This window comes from Halorussus limi, assembly GCF_023238205.1.
GTDB classification, from domain to species: domain Archaea; phylum Halobacteriota; class Halobacteria; order Halobacteriales; family Haladaptataceae; genus Halorussus; species Halorussus limi.
In genome coordinates this window covers 3,215,640-3,229,702 of record NZ_CP096659.1, presented here as the reverse complement: position 1 = coordinate 3,229,702, position 14,063 = coordinate 3,215,640, and the positions used below count along the sequence as shown (strand labels likewise).

General features: G+C 66.8%; 16 protein-coding genes. 6 read left to right on the top strand and 10 right to left on the bottom strand.

Annotated features, from left to right (window positions below):
- Positions 1-25: 25 nt before the first annotated feature.
- The 4 genes from M0R89_RS16455 to M0R89_RS16440 form a co-directional block, all read right to left on the bottom strand.
- Positions 26-718 carry a DUF7282 domain-containing protein gene (locus M0R89_RS16455; protein ID WP_248650166.1) on the bottom strand — a complete coding sequence of 231 codons (693 nt, stop codon included), beginning with the start codon at positions 716-718 and terminating at the stop codon, positions 26-28.
- A 354-nt stretch (positions 719-1,072) separates the two neighbouring features.
- Positions 1,073-1,720 carry a DUF7282 domain-containing protein gene (locus M0R89_RS16450; RefSeq protein WP_248650165.1) on the bottom strand — a complete coding sequence of 216 codons (648 nt, stop codon included), beginning with the start codon at positions 1,718-1,720 and terminating at the stop codon, positions 1,073-1,075.
- Positions 1,721-1,999: 279 nt separating this feature from the next.
- The gene (locus M0R89_RS16445) at positions 2,000-2,851 is read right to left on the bottom strand and encodes a UbiA family prenyltransferase (protein WP_248650164.1); all 852 of its coding nucleotides are present in this window, start codon (positions 2,849-2,851) and stop codon (positions 2,000-2,002) included.
- Positions 2,852-3,102: 251 nt separating this feature from the next.
- Positions 3,103-4,224, bottom strand: a complete 1,122-nt coding sequence (locus tag M0R89_RS16440) for a pyridoxal phosphate-dependent aminotransferase (protein ID WP_248650163.1) — start codon at positions 4,222-4,224, stop codon at positions 3,103-3,105.
- 224 nt (positions 4,225-4,448) lie between these two features.
- On the opposite strand from M0R89_RS16440, the gene M0R89_RS16435 reads away from it, so the two are divergent.
- A complete protein-coding gene (locus M0R89_RS16435; protein WP_248650162.1) occupies positions 4,449-5,201 on the top strand; it encodes a peptidoglycan DD-metalloendopeptidase family protein in 753 nt (250 codons plus the stop codon).
- 42 nt (positions 5,202-5,243) lie between these two features.
- Here M0R89_RS16435 and M0R89_RS16430 read toward each other — a convergent pair whose 3' ends face one another.
- Together M0R89_RS16430 and M0R89_RS16425 are read right to left on the bottom strand one after the other, a co-directional pair.
- The gene (locus M0R89_RS16430) at positions 5,244-5,783 is read right to left on the bottom strand and encodes a CBS domain-containing protein (RefSeq protein WP_248650161.1); all 540 of its coding nucleotides are present in this window, start codon (positions 5,781-5,783) and stop codon (positions 5,244-5,246) included.
- A gap of 138 nt (positions 5,784-5,921) precedes the next feature.
- A complete protein-coding gene (locus M0R89_RS16425; protein WP_248650160.1) occupies positions 5,922-6,302 on the bottom strand; it encodes a DUF555 domain-containing protein in 381 nt (126 codons plus the stop codon).
- A gap of 346 nt (positions 6,303-6,648) precedes the next feature.
- Between M0R89_RS16425 and M0R89_RS16420 the strand changes: the two genes are divergently transcribed.
- Positions 6,649-6,816 (top strand): hypothetical protein, encoded by a 168-nt coding sequence (locus M0R89_RS16420; RefSeq protein ID WP_248650159.1) that lies wholly within the window; start codon positions 6,649-6,651, stop codon positions 6,814-6,816.
- A 133-nt stretch (positions 6,817-6,949) separates the two neighbouring features.
- Positions 6,950-7,678 (top strand): archaeal proteasome endopeptidase complex subunit beta, encoded by a 729-nt coding sequence (psmB, locus tag M0R89_RS16415; protein ID WP_248650158.1) that lies wholly within the window; start codon positions 6,950-6,952, stop codon positions 7,676-7,678.
- Between the two features lie 129 nt (positions 7,679-7,807).
- Here psmB and M0R89_RS16410 read toward each other — a convergent pair whose 3' ends face one another.
- The 4 genes from M0R89_RS16410 to M0R89_RS16395 all read right to left on the bottom strand — a co-directional run bounded on the left by M0R89_RS16410 (position 7,808) and on the right by M0R89_RS16395 (position 11,484).
- Positions 7,808-9,355 (bottom strand): glutamate-cysteine ligase family protein, encoded by a 1,548-nt coding sequence (locus M0R89_RS16410; RefSeq protein ID WP_248650157.1) that lies wholly within the window; start codon positions 9,353-9,355, stop codon positions 7,808-7,810.
- A 91-nt stretch (positions 9,356-9,446) separates the two neighbouring features.
- The gene (locus M0R89_RS16405; RefSeq protein WP_248650156.1) at positions 9,447-9,995 is read right to left on the bottom strand and encodes a DUF7965 family protein; all 549 of its coding nucleotides are present in this window, start codon (positions 9,993-9,995) and stop codon (positions 9,447-9,449) included.
- Positions 9,988-10,470: a CopD family protein gene (locus tag M0R89_RS16400; protein WP_248650155.1), complete on the bottom strand. Its 483-nt coding sequence runs from the start codon at positions 10,468-10,470 to the stop codon at positions 9,988-9,990. The genes M0R89_RS16405 and M0R89_RS16400 overlap by 8 nt, the downstream gene beginning before the upstream one ends.
- Positions 10,471-11,484, bottom strand: coding sequence for a hypothetical protein (locus M0R89_RS16395; RefSeq protein ID WP_248650154.1), 1,014 nt, complete (start codon positions 11,482-11,484; stop codon positions 10,471-10,473). It abuts the gene before it with no gap.
- Positions 11,485-11,702: 218 nt separating this feature from the next.
- On the opposite strand from M0R89_RS16395, the gene M0R89_RS16390 reads away from it, so the two are divergent.
- From M0R89_RS16390 to M0R89_RS16380, 3 genes are all read left to right on the top strand, one after another.
- Entirely contained in the window at positions 11,703-12,293 is a 591-nt protein-coding gene (locus tag M0R89_RS16390) for a DUF8114 family protein (protein WP_248650153.1), read from the top strand.
- On the top strand, positions 12,290-13,066 hold the full coding sequence (locus M0R89_RS16385; protein WP_248650152.1) for an RNA methyltransferase: 777 nt from the start codon (positions 12,290-12,292) through the stop codon (positions 13,064-13,066). Before M0R89_RS16390 ends, M0R89_RS16385 begins: the two co-directional genes overlap by 4 nt.
- A 166-nt stretch (positions 13,067-13,232) precedes the next feature.
- The gene (locus tag M0R89_RS16380; protein ID WP_248650151.1) at positions 13,233-14,054 is read left to right on the top strand and encodes a phosphatase PAP2 family protein; all 822 of its coding nucleotides are present in this window, start codon (positions 13,233-13,235) and stop codon (positions 14,052-14,054) included.
- The last annotated feature ends 9 nt before the right edge of the window (positions 14,055-14,063 follow it).

Here is a 14,063-nt window from a genome sequence, read left to right as displayed (position 1 = left end):
TGACGATTAAAGCTTGAGGCGGTGGTTACGCCTCGGTCGTCGTCTCGTTCGCGGCCGCCGCCGTCTCGTCACCGGCCGCGGTCGTCGTCTCGCCGAAGGTGAGGTCTATCGCGTCGTACTCCACGATGACGTACCCGGTGTCGATGACCGGCGACCCGTTACGGGTGTACGGTTCGTCGGCCTCCGGGAAGTCGTACTGCCGGTTGTCGTTCGTGTCCCGGTGCGGCATCGCGACGAGCGTCTGACTGCTGTTGACGGTCTCGTTCAACTCGACGACCACGTTGCTGTGGACGCCGGGTTCGAGGTACGTCGAGTTACCGACCACGGCACCGACCTCCACCTGCCCCTCGGTGGCGTACTCGCCCGTCGTGTTCCGGGCCTCGTGGAGGACGAGGAAGCCGCCCTCGGGCACGACGACGCGCTCTATCATCACGGTCGTCTCGTTCGGCTGGTCGCCGGTGAAGGTGAATCCGGCGCTCTGATTGAGGAAGGTGACGCGCGCGGACTCGGCACCGACCTGCCCTTCAGCCGTCGTCGTCGCTTCCTCCGCCTGCGTCGTCTCGCCCTCGGCGGCCGTCTCGTTCTCCGTCGTCGTCTCGGTGTCCTGTGCGAGCGGTGCGTCGCCGGTCGCGGCCGGACCGGACCCGACCGCGAGCGCGGCCGAGGTTCCGACGACCATCAGTGCGACGATAGCGAGTACTGCTGTCTTGCGTGTCATGAGTCGCTCCGTCCGGACACACGCCGGACGCGGGGAAGAGCGTATCAATCGTTTATCTCGGAACGACCGAATACCGCTCGTGAATCTCGCTTTACCGCCCGTCGAACCCCGAGACGCTGTCCGCCCAATCCCGACTCCGTCAGTCGATTCTTTCGGCCGAACCCCGACGTTGCCCGTTAGTGCCCACCAGTAGCGGCGTCGATTCCTCGCCGTGAGGGGGAGTTCCCGGGATAAGGATCCCCTATGCTGTCGGATACTCTATATGAGACGAACGCTCAGGGCGCGACGAAGAGTCGAGTTGCGACGAACGGAACCGCAAAAAAGCCGACGGAGCCGTCGACTCGGCTCTCGGTGTTACGCCTCCTCGGTCGTGGTCTCGACTTGCTCCGCAGTCGTCGTCTGGACGCCCGCCGCGGTCGTCGTCGCGCCCGCTTGGACGCTCACGTTCGCCCAGTCAGTGACCGGTTGGCCGTCGACCGTGTAGGGGTCGTCGGCTCCGGGGAAGTCGTACTGCTGGTTGTCGTTCGTGTCCTGGTGCAGCATCGCGATGAGGACCTGATCGCCTTGGATCTGCTCGTCGAGTTGGACCGTCACGTTCTGGTGGACGCCGGGTTCGAGGTACGTCGAGTTACCGATAACCGCACCCGCAGTGTACTGCTGGTCCATCTGCTCGGCCGCGGTCGTGGTTCCCACCATGGTCGTGGCGAGCGCGGCCGTGGTCTTCGTGGCCGTCCCCTCCGCACCGGCCGCGGCGCTCTCAGCCTCGTGAATCACGACGAAGCCGCCCTCGGGCACGACGAGGCGCTCGACCATGACGGCGGTACCGTTCGAGGTCTGGTTGGTAAAGGTGACGTTCGCCTGCTCTGCCGCCATGGTGGTCTGCTGTGCCGCCACCGTCGTCTCCTCTGCCGTGGTGGTCGTCTCCTGTGCGGCCGGAGCGTCCGCCGTCGCCTGCGGACCGGCACCGAGTGCCAGCGCCGCCGACGTTCCCATCGCGAGCATTACAACTACCGCTACGAGTGTTACTTTTCGTGTCATCGTTACACCTCACCGGTGCCACGACCGATTCCGGAAAGAAGGCGTCACATCGTTCAGTGGCCGAACGAACGATAACCTCGAACGTATCTGCACTCGCTCCGTCGTAACCGGAGTTACGCGGCCACAGCGGCGTATTTCTCGCGGTTAAGTTACGAATTACATCGACGCAGGCGTGCAGAAAACGCCGGTTTCCACCTCTAGTCGCCGACGCGGGAGACGTTCACTCCAGCGGCCGGAACCGCATCACCCCAGCGGCCGGAACCACACCGCCGCGAGCAAGAGCGCGAGGAAGACGTACGACCCCCGGACCAGCAACATCGTCGCCAGTTCGGCGTCGGCCCGGCTAGCGACCCCGGCGACCGCGCCGAATCCGGCGGCGGCGGCAACGCTGCTCGGCGGAAAGACCGCGAGCGCCGCGAGCGCGACGACGAGGACCAGCGCGGTCGTCATCAGCGCGTATGCCGCGGTTCTGGCGCGTTCGGGACCGAGCGTGACCGCCACGGTGCGCTTCTCGATGGAGCGGTCGTAGTCGTAGTCCTGGGCGTCGTCGATGACCTTCACGCCCGAGAGCAGGACGAGGAAGACGGCGGCGAACGCGAGCGCGATAGGCGCGAGCGTTCCGGCCTGCGCGGCGTAGCCCCCGAGGATGGCGAGCGCGATGCCGAGCGGATAGCCCGTCGTCGCGGTCACGGGGTTGGTGTCGAGTTGCGGCGCGTGGTGGTACGCGACGAGCCACGTCGGGAGCGTCAGCAGGGCGGCGAGGCCGCCCGCGAGCGCCCAGAGCGCGAGCAGACTGCCGAAGAACAGCGCGGTCGAACCGGCGAGCGCGGCCTTACACCCCCGCTCGGAGAGCGGGTGGTCGTCGTCCTCGTCGCGGACGTAGAAGTCCACGTAGCCGTCCTTGACGTGGGCGGTGTAGACCGCCGCGAAGATGGCCAGCGCGTGGACCGCTCCCGACGCGAGGCCGAAGCGCCCGGCCAGCACGCCGCCGAACAGCGAGGAGGCGACCGGCGGCGTCATGAACACCGGATGGACCTGCGAGGCGAGAGCGCGGACCGCGGGGACGACGCCGGACTCCCGGCGAGCGATGGACATGGTACCCATCGACGGGAGCGAGACGCATAAAATCTCATGCGACCAACGACTGGGTTCCGCGGTGGAACGGGCGCTTACGGAACTCCGTCGGCGCGAACGGAGCCCTCTTGTCGGACCCGCCCGCTTTCGCCGACCATCGGACGCGCCGTGCGCGGGAGGGCCGTCCGTGACAGTGCGACCGCAAAGCAATACAGACGATTCTATCGGCGATACATATAATTGGAAAAGAAACGAGTTGGTTTCTCAATCGCTCACCGGACCGCATTCGTCGCCTCGCGCATGATTTCCAGCGCCTCCTGTATCTGGTCCATGTCGGTCGCGTAGGAGATGCGAGCGTAGCCCTCGCCGTTGTCGCCGAAGGCCTCGCCGGGGACCACGATGACGCCGCGGTCCAGCACCTCGTCGGTCCACCCCTCGGGAACCTTCGGCATGGCGTAGAACGCGCCCTCGGGCGTCGGGCAGTCGATGCCCATGTCGGCGAAGCCGTCGAGCAACACGTCGCGGCGCTCCTCGAACGCGGCCACCATCTCCTCGACCGGGTCCTGCGGGCCGGAGAGCGCCGCCTCCGCGGCGAACTGGGCCGGGGCGCTGGCGCAGGCCTGCACGTACTGGTGGACCCGGAGCATGCGCTCGATGCGGCGCTCGCTCGCGGCGACCCACCCGAGTCGCCACCCGGTCATCGAGTAGGTCTTCGAGCAGGCGTTGACCACGACCACGTTGTCCGACTCGGCGTAGGCCATCGGCGAGTGGTGTTCGCCGTCGAAGACGATGTGTTCGTACACCTCGTCGGAGATACACAGCACGTCGTGTTCGTCGGCGATGCGGGCGAACTCCCGCACGTCCTCCTTGCTCTGGACCGCGCCGGTGGGGTTCGCGGGACTGTTGACGACGAACGCCGCGGTGTCGTCCGTAATCGCCTCTTCGACCGCCGCGGGGTCGAGCGTGAGGTCCTCGCGCAGACCGACCGGTCGGGGTTCGCCGCCCGCGATGCGAGTCAGCGCCTCGTAGGAGACGAACCCGGGGTCGGGGTAGATTACCTCCTCGCCGATGTCCACGTGGGCCTCCAGCGCGAGGTGGAGCGCCTCGCTCCCGCCCGCCGTGGCGATGAGGTTCTCGGGCGGAACCGAGAAGTCGTTGTCCCGGTCGTGCTTCGCGCTGATGGCCTCCCGGAGTTCGAGCGTCCCCTTGTTGGAGGTGTAGGCGTCGGCCCGACCGCCCTCGATGGCCTCGACCGCGGCCCGCCGGGCGTGTTCCGGCGTCGGGAAGTCGGGTTGCCCGATGCCCAGGTTGATGGCGTCCTCGCCCGCCATCTCGAACACTTCGCGGATGCCGCTGATGGAGACCGATTCGACCCTGTCGGAGAAACCCGTCATACCGCGAACCCACGGAATCGGACCGGATAATTCTTCGTGTGGGGGAAGTGAACGAACCACACTAATTCCGGAGCTACTTCGCTCTCACCTACTGGCGAACGGGTCGCGACCCGAATCGCTCTCAGGGCGTTCGGAGCCTATCGCATATCGAACCACCGCAAATATAAAATTAATAACTAGTAGAACAAAAATTTAGTATAAGGATATTCATTACGTATACGAAGATGACACGGAAACTAAATCGACGCTCGGTCGTCAAGTCGCTCGGAATCGCCGCGACGGGAATCACCGGAACCGCCGCACTCAGCGGAACCGTGAGCGCGTTCGCAGAGGGAGAGCGGGTCGAAGCGACCACCGACCTGAACACGCGGAAGCGACCCGGAACGGAGTCGTCCGTCGTCGCCACGGTGAACCCCGGCGAGGTCGGCGAAATCGTCAACGGGCCGACCGCCGAAGACGGCTACACGTGGTGGGGCATCCACTGGCTCAACCGCGACGTGTGGGGTTGGTCGGTCGAACGGTACCTGACCTCCGCCGGCGGCGGGGGCGCCGGAACCGACATCGTCTGGCCGATGGACGGCATCATCTCGTCGGACTACGGCCAGCGCTCCAGCGGGTTCCACGGCGGCGTGGACATCGACAACAACAACACCGGCGTCGGAACGCCCGTCTACGCCGCCCGCGCCGGAACCGCGTACACCGCCTACGACTCCGGCGGCTACGGCAACTACGTCTACATCGTCCACGAGAACGGCTACGAGACGGAGTACGGACACCTCAACAGCTTCGCGGTCTCGGACGGCCAGCAGGTCAGCCGAGGCGACCACATCGGCGGTATGGGCAACTCCGGCAACTCGACCGGACCGCACCTCCACTTCGGCATCGAGCAGAACAACAGTCCCAAGCCCATCCCGAGCGACAACTATCAGAACGTCAGCGCACTCGGTGCGATAAACAAAGACTACAGCGGCCTGTAAGTCGGCGGTCCCGACGGCGGCTTTTTTCGACGGAGACGAGTGTCAGGACAGTCGCGCCGCGATGTCGGCCTCGGTGATGATGCCGACGGTGTTGCCCCGCTCGGTCACGATGACCGCCTTGTTGTGGCCGAGGTCGGTGCTGAGTTCGTCCAGCGTGGCGTTCCGGGACTTGGTGGGGAAGCTCTCGCCCATGAACTCCGAGACGGGTTGGTCGCGGGCGTCTTCGCCGACGCTCATCAGGTCCTCGAAGCTGATGGAGCCGACCGGCACGCCGTCCTTGATGACGGGCAACTGCGAGAAGCCGGCGTCCTGCATCTTCGTGACCGCTTGGCTGACCGAGTCGTCGGGACCCACGCTGACAACGTCCTCGTGCATCAGGTCGCCCGCACGGACGATGTCGCCCTCCGACTCGTCCAGCGCGTCCACGATGTGCCGGAGCGTCGAGAGCCGCGGGTCCACGTCGCCGCCTTCGATGCGGGCGATAAGCGGCTGAGAGACGCCCGCGCGGTCGGCCAGTTCGCTCTGGGTCAGGCCGAGTTCGGTCCGGCGCTCCCGGATGTCTTGGGGCGTCGGTAGTTCCATGCCCTCGGATAACTAACGGTTATAAATAAAGGTTCGGTTCCGCGCGTCAGAACTGACGGTTCGACGACCACCGGCCCCGACGCGCCCGCCGTTCGGTCGTCCGAACTGCCGTCGGAAACCGGTTCGGGTCGGACCGGCCTACTCGTCGTCGCTGCCGAGTTCGATGTCCTCGTCCTCCTCGTACTCGATGGTCTCGACGACTTCGAGGGGAACGTCGCGGAGCGCGCCGCCGATTTCGCTCTTGGCGATGCGCTGGGCGTGTTCCTCGCTGTCGGCGTTGAAGACCTTCATCTCCAGCACCAGACCCACGAGCGAGGTTCCGGCCGCGATGAACGCCGAGTCGAAGGGTTCGCCGCACGCCGGACACCCGGTCGCGCCGACGTCTACCTCCACGTAGTCCATGTCCTTCTCGTTCAGACGCCTCCCGGCCTCGCTGACCGCGACGCCGATGGCGTCGTCGATGTCCTCTACGTCGCGTACCAACCATGCCGCCTCCATCGCAACGAGATAGTTGCTCATATCGGGGGGTCGTTCCGCGGTGGTTCGTGTCTTTCGGTTTTGAAACGAGTTCGTGGGTGGCCGGTGGTCACACGTGACGCACGGACGCTCGCAGGCGGGCCGGAGCGCGCGCGAGGCGCGGACGTGAGCCGTATAATCCTCATAAGTTATACGTACGCCGAGCGTCGCCAAGTCGGTGCCTACGTCTGCGCGCGCCGAAACTCCTCTTTCGTTGAACCGAACGCAAACTAGGTTGAATCGCAAGACTGCGCCGCCCTCGAACTGCAATATAGTTCATTATGGATTTTATCTATCAGTAACGCTTTTATACTCCCTCGGCCGACCCTCGGTCGAGGTACGAACCCAGATGCCCACGCGGATTCACCGTGCAATCCTGTTCGCCCTGTACCAGACGAGCGTCGCGGCCAGCATCCTGCTGCTGCCGCTCGCAATCCTGACCAGACAGCTCGGCGTCACGCTCCCGGCGCACAAGATCGTACAGAAGTTGGAGTACGCCTACGACGCGACGGCCTGAGTCCGACCGTCGGCGAAGCGACGACGATTCTCTCGGCTCCCGACCTAGACAGCACCGACTCCGGCGAGCGCGGCCGCCACCGCAGTTTCGTGAAGAGTTGGTTTTATCAGTGCTGGCGGTCTAGGGACGGGTAATGCGTAGCCCAATGCACGGTTCCGAATTTTCCCAGAACGCTTCGCGCCTCGCAGCCGACGACACGAACCCGTACGAGCCGGAACTCGGCTCGCTCCCGAACCGCTCGGTCGACGCCGAGGACATTCAGGAGCTCAAGACCGGGACCACGACCATCGGTCTGACGACGAACGACGGCGTCGTGATGGTCACCGACCAGCGTGCGAGCCTCGGTAACATGGTCTCCTCGAAGACCGCCCAGAAGGTCGAGCAGGTCCACCCCTCCGCCGCGCTCACCATCTCCGGGTCGGTCTCGGCCGCCCAGTCGCTCATCCGCACGCTCAAGGTCGAGAGGAACCTCTACGACTCCCGACGCGGCGAGGAGATGAGCATGACGGCGCTCTCGACGCTGACCAGCAACCTCCTGCGCTCTGGCGGTTTCCTCATCACGGTGCCGGTCCTCGGCGGCGTCGACGAGGAGGGCGGACACATCTACTCCTACGACGCGCTCGGCGGCGTGACCGAGGAGACCTACAGCGTCTCCGGGTCCGGGTCGCAGTTCGCGCTCGGCGTCCTCGAACAGGACTACCACGAGGACCTGAGTCAGGACGAGGCCCGCGAAGTCGCCATCCGCGCGCTCAAGAGCGCGGTCGAACGCGACACCGCCTCCGGCAACGGCATGTGGCTCGCCGAAATCGACGCGGAAGGCGTCGAAATCTCGAACTACGAGGACTACGACGAGGCGCTGTAAGAGGCTCTTCTCCGGTTGCTCGGGCGCTCGCCGCCCGCTATTTTTCGCTCGATAGCGACGGCTCCCGGCGTCGGAGATACCGACCGGTAGGGGCCCGCGTGGACGAAACGAGAACCGCTCGCTTCTGGACTACTCGTCGCGCTCCAACTCCGTGTCGCCGCGTCCCACCCAGTCGGCGAACGTGCCGTCGATGAGAGTGTCGGCCTGTTTCTCGACGTACTGCTTCTGCATCCCGTACACCGCGTCCTCGAAGTCATCGCCGTCGTCGAGTCGTTCCCGGACGCGTTCGCGCTTCCAACTCGCCGGGGTGAGTCGGTGGCGGGCGCGCTGGCGGAGCGGATAGAGGTACTTCGCGGCGTCTTGGTCGCTCAGACCCCGCATCTGGAGTCCGTCCTTGGCGTGGGCGAAGATGTCCTCGTAGACCTGTTCGTGGTCCGTCGTCTCCTTGCCGTCGTTGGTTATCCAGTAGAGGTCGGCGTCGAGTCCGTCCTCCATCGCGTCGTAGAAGTTGTCCTTGGCGACCACCCAGTCGAGGTGCCGGACCGGGTGTTCGCGCCGGTAGGTCGATTCGAGCAGGCCGGCGAACGCGGCCTGAAACGCGATGGAGTCCCTGACGGTGGGTTGGGCTGCGATGGGCCGGAACTCGATGCGGGCGTTGGCGGCCGACCGGGTCGCCCCGCCGAACACCGGCCGGACCCACCGCCAGTAGGTGCCGTGCTTGAGTCGGAAGTGGGCGAACTCGTCGTCGAACCGGTCGCTGGTGCCGACCGGCATCGGTACGATGGTCCGGTCGCGAGCGATGCGCTCGACGGCTTGCTCGACGCTGTCGAAGTCCCGCGGGAACCGGACCTTGTCGGGGTCGTCGGCCGACCGGTTCAGCACGGACTCGAAGACGCCGATGCGATGCTCGTCGTAGCCGTCGGACAAAATCTCGTCGGGGTCGGCGTCGTCGTCGTAGAGGCCCGGCGGGAAGAACGGCGAGTTGACCCCGAGCGCCAGCAGCGGTCCGGCGATGCGAATCGCGTACTGGAAGTAGGTCGGCAGGTCGCGGGCGTGGGGCACCTGATAGTGAGGTTGGATGGAGGTGATGAGGCTCTCGGGCATCACCGTGTCGGCCGACAGCGAGACGTGCGGGGCGTCCAGACGCATGCCGGCCTGACCGTCGGAGTTGGCCATCGCGTGGTAGCGCACCGAGTCGCTCATGTTCGAGGCGATTCGGACCCCGCGGTCCGAGACGCTGTCGGTCAGATACTGTCGGGCGGTCTCGCCCTCGGGCGGGACGGTCCACATCGCGTCGCTGACCAGTCGCATCCCCTCCGCCCCGGTGCGGTCCTCGGCGGCCGAGAGTCGGGCCTTCACCTCGGCCTCTTGGGACGCCAGTCCGTGGGTGTTCAGCGGTTGGGGACTGGTGGACATCTCGGCGTTGTGGAGGCCCAGTTCCTTCTCGAAGCCGATGAGGTCGAGGAGTCGGCGCGGGACCCGCCGGAGCGCACCGGTCTCGGCGTCGACCGCGTAGAACTCGTACTCGAAGCCGATGATGGCCTGCGGGTTGTCGAACGTTCCCGCGTCTACCTCTTCGACGATGACCTCTGCGTCCGCTTCGACCCTCGCTTGGAACTCGTCGGGGTCGACCGAAAGCACGTCTTCGACCTGCGCCGCGAGGTCGGACTCGGGCATACCCGGTACGTCTCACGGAACCGCCTTGAATCCACGGGCCACGGGGTCGCTGCGCCGCGTCCCACGGGATTGCTCCGCATCCCCAAGGTCGCTACGCCGCCCCGTCCGACGGCGGGTCGCGCTCGCGAGACCCCGGCGCGAGGCCTCCCGCGACACGGAACGCCGCGAGGTCGAGCGCCGCGAACAGCAGGCCGACGACCGTCCCGACGACGAACGCCAGCAGCGACCCGACGCCGACGACGGCGATGAACGAGAGGACCGCCTCGGGGCCTTCGACCGACCCGACCGGGAACACGACGACGGCGACCAGAATCCAGAGGAACAGGACGCCGTCGACCCCGGCCCACTTCCCGCCGGTACCGAGGACGACCGAGAGCGAGGCGTCGTCCCCGGCGGCCGCGATTGCGGCGAACGCCCGGCGGGTCGTCCACCACGTGCTCGCCCAGAGGCCGAGGTAGAGACCGAGGCCGACGACGGTGTCGAGACCCGCGAGCAGGTCGCCGAGCGCCCCCGAGAGGTAGAGCGCGGCGACGAGAACGGCGGTCAGCGCCGCGGTGTGGAACGACGCGAGCGTCCAGACGACCAGCGGGTCGTCGGCGACCCGGTGAAGCGCGAGCGACGGCGGCGACTCCTCAGCCATGTGCCAACACCTCCGCGAGCACGACGAGGACCGCGAGCGAGAGCGCGGTCGCGCCGTAGCCGAGTTCGAGACTCCGCGTATCGAGATTTGACCCCGCGGCCGCCCCGCGCTCGGCCCGGCGAAACCGAGCGACGGCGAGCGTCCGGACCAGCGAGAGCGCCAGCACCGCGAGGACGAGCGCGAGTTTCGCCGCGAAGACGGTGCCCCACTCGGTCCCGGCCGCGGGGACGAAGGGCGCGAGACTCCCGAGGTTGCCGACGCCGGTCATCACGAGGACGCCCATCGCGGCCCAGAACCCCCGCTCGTAGGCGGCCGCGACCGGGAGCGCGTCCGCCGTCCCGCCCGCAGTCGCAGTTCCGCCCGCACTCTCGCTCGCGGCTACGTCGCCGACCTGCCGGAACAGCCACCACGTCAGGGTCGCCCCGCCGAGGACGAACGCCATGCCGAGGACGTGGAGCGCGCGAACCGCGAGCATCTACCGCTCACCGCCGTCCTTTCGGCGGTCCCAGTAGTCGTCCCGCGGTTCGTCGGCGGTCTCGCCGACGTCGTCCGCGGTCGTCGGTCCCTCGCGGTCGTCGCGGTCAGCGCCGAACTCTCCGCCCGGACCGGCGGTGTCGCCGTCGAATCCTTCACTGCCAGCGCCGAACCCCTCGGCGCCGCCGAATCCCCCGCCGCGACCATCGACTTCGCCGTCGCCGCGCTCGTTCGCGTCCAAGTCCGCGACGAACTCGGTCGTGGCGAACGTCAGCGCGAGCGCGACCGGTGCGGTCGCCACCGCGCCGACCGCGACGCCGAGGAGGCCGAGATTGACGACGAAGGCCGACGTCACCAGCGAGACCGCGGCGGCGAACAGCAGGTAGCCCGCGCCGTAGGAGAGGTACGGGCCGCCCGCGGTCGCAAGCCGATAGCTCCGGGTCAGCGCGTCCGCCAGCGAGTCGTCGTTGACCGCGACGAGGTACGTCGTCGCGTAGAAGAGGTACTTCAGCACGAGGAACGCCGGAATCAGAAAGACGATCAACAGCGGAGCGGCCACGACCGGGCCAGCGAGCGCGAGCGTGACGGCCCTGACGAGCGCGACGAAACCGAGCATCGGCGCGAAGTACCTGCGGGCGTTCGCCGCGAAGTCGTAGCGCCCGGTCCGGAGGACCTCGGCGACGCTCCCGACCAGACCGGCCACGAGCGCGGCCTGCAGGAGAATCTGGACCGGGAGCAGCGCGATGGTTGGCGAGAAGTGGACGCCGGGGCCGGGACTCGGCACGTTCACGAAGGTCCAGAGGTCGGGGAGCGCGGCGGGGAACGGCAGACTCACGCCGATGTTGACTCCCTCGGCCGAGCGGACGCGCCGGACGTTGTCCACCGCGAGCAGACTCGACAGGAGCGGGACGGCCGCGAGCGGGAGGTGGTCCGTCGCTCGCTCCCAGCCGATTTCGAGTCGAGTGCCGAACGATTTCCCGTCTGGCGGCGTCCGGGACGCGTCTGTGGAGGGCATCGCCAGTGACTGGCTCACCCCGAGGCGAAAAAGGTTGTCTTCCTTGCAGGTCGGCGCGCGTCGAACGTCGGCGTCCGACGCTTCGACGCGACCGTTCCTCGTCGCTGTGACACCCGACGCTATCGTTTCAGACACTTCGGAACCGGACACGCCCGAACACGTGCGGCGAGCGCGGAGAACGCGCTCTTTTTCACCACCGAAACCGAAGCCTCGCGCAAATGGGTAAAATCAGTATCGGGCTTCGCGGCTGGCGGTTCGACGAGGACGCGGTGTTCACCGAGGACGGCGAGTTCCGGCCGATGGACGACATTCCGGCCGACCAGCGCAAGCGACTCGTCCGACTGCAGGCGCTGGTCGCCTCGCCGTGCGACGGTTGCTGGCTGATTCACGGCGACGAGGACATCCACAAGTGCAACGAGTCGGAGGTCGTCTACGGCGAACCGCTCGGCGAAGTCGTCCTCTGTGCCGACCACGAACCCGACTTCCTCTACTGGTTCGGCGAGGCGGGCGGGAGCCAGTACAAGGGCCAACAGGAGCTACAGGACGAGTTCCACGAGTGGTTCGCGGACGGCGGGCGCGCGCCGGAGGGGTACGGCGGGGTCGAACACGTCGAGACCGACCCCGACGACATCCCCGAACCGCCCGAACCCGACATGGAGGACCTGAACGTCGATATACCGGAGGAAGAGCGCGAGCGCATCGACCTCAGGAACATGGAGGTCGAGAGCGGAGACGGCGGCCAATCGGCCGACGAAGACGACGAATCGCTCGACGACGACCTCGACCTCGGTCGCGACTACCCGTCATGACTCCGCCCGCCGTCGCCATCGTGGAACCCAAGACCCCGGGCAACATCGGAACCATCGCGCGAGCGATGAAGAACTTCGGCATGCACGACCTCAAACTGGTCGACCCGCCGGAGTTCGGCCGGGACAGCGAGGCCTACGGCTTCGCCGGACAGGCCCGCGAGGACGTGTTACCGAACGCCGACGAGGTGACGTTCGACCACCTCGTAGAGAACTACCACACCGTCGGGCTGACCGCGACGACAAACGAGGACGCCCGGAAACACCGCCGGTTCCCCTTCAAGACGCCCGACCAACTGGCCGACAGTTTGGGCGACGTGGCGGCCGACACCTGCCTGATTTTCGGCCGGGAAGACAACGGCCTGACCAACGACGAGATGGCCCGCGTGGACGAGGTGTGCTCGATTCCCGCCAGCGCCGACTACTCGTCGCTGAATCTGGGGCAGGCCGCGACCGTCACGCTCTACGAACTCCGGGACCTCACCGTCGAGGAGACCCAACTTCCGGACGTGGAGCGCGAACGGGCCGACGAATCCGAGATAGAGGGCTTCTACGACCACTTCGCCGAGTTCCTCGACGCCATCGACCACCCCGCGGAGAAGCGGGCCAAGACGGTGCGACTCGCCCGGCGACTCCTCGGGCGCGCGCACCCGACCGGCCGCGAGGTCCGGACGCTCCGGGGCCTCCTCCGGCGCGCGATGTACCACGCCGAGGACGGCGGGGACCGCCCCGAGGCCGATTCCGCCGAGACGGCCGCGACCCCGGACGACGGGTAACGCCGTCGGTTCCGCCCGAACGGTTTTCACTCTCGGCGGGATACGTTCGGGCAGAGACGTTGTGGGGGTTCCATTCGTGCTAAAACGTCGCATATCACGGTCTCGGCGGCGCTCGCATAGGGAAAGTCAAATCTTTTATCGGACCGGGAGATAGCTACGTACGAGTATGTTTGCCTCCCTCCCGCTCGGTACGCAGTTCACCCTCCTCGTCGCGGTCCCGAGCATCGCGGCCATGCTCGTGGGCAAGCGACTCTTCCTCCCCGACCAGCGGTTCCGGACCCTGCTGGCCGACTTCCTCCGGACCGACTGGAAGTACCTCGGGGTCGCGTGGGTCGTCACCGAAATCGTGAACAAACTCGCGCTCAACTTCCACGTCGCCAGAACGTTCACCGGCGCGATTTACGCCATCGAGGGCGCGACCGTCGCGGCGTTTCAGGCGTTCGCGGCCACGCCGCTGACGGTGCTAGCGACCGGGGTATACCTCGTCGGGTTCCCCTTCATCGTCCTCTTCACGTACTTCAAGGTCAAGGCCCACGACGAGGAGGAGGCCCACCGCTACGCGCTCGCCTACGTCATCGTAGTCGTGTGTGCGGTGCCGTTCTTCATCCTGTTCCCGGTGAAGGTGTCGTCGCTGTACCTCTCGACGGTCGAACCGCTGATGTACGAACTCACGCCCGCCATCCAGCACGGCATCTACAGCACCGACACGCTGGTCAAGGCGTTCCCGAGTCTCCACACCGGTCTGTCGGTCCTCGCGGCGCTCTACGCCCGGAAGGCCGACGCACGGTACGCCTACACCGCCGCTATCCTCGCCGGGGCCATCGTCTTCTCGACGCTCTACCTCGGCGTCCACTGGGTGACCGACGCCGCGTTCGCCATCCTGCTGGTCTGGGTCGCCTACCGACTCTCCCAGCGGGTCAGCGAGCCCCACTGGTCGGTCGTCTCCCGGGAGTTCATTTCGGGCGTCCGGCGGCGGACGCCGCTGTAGCGGATTCGG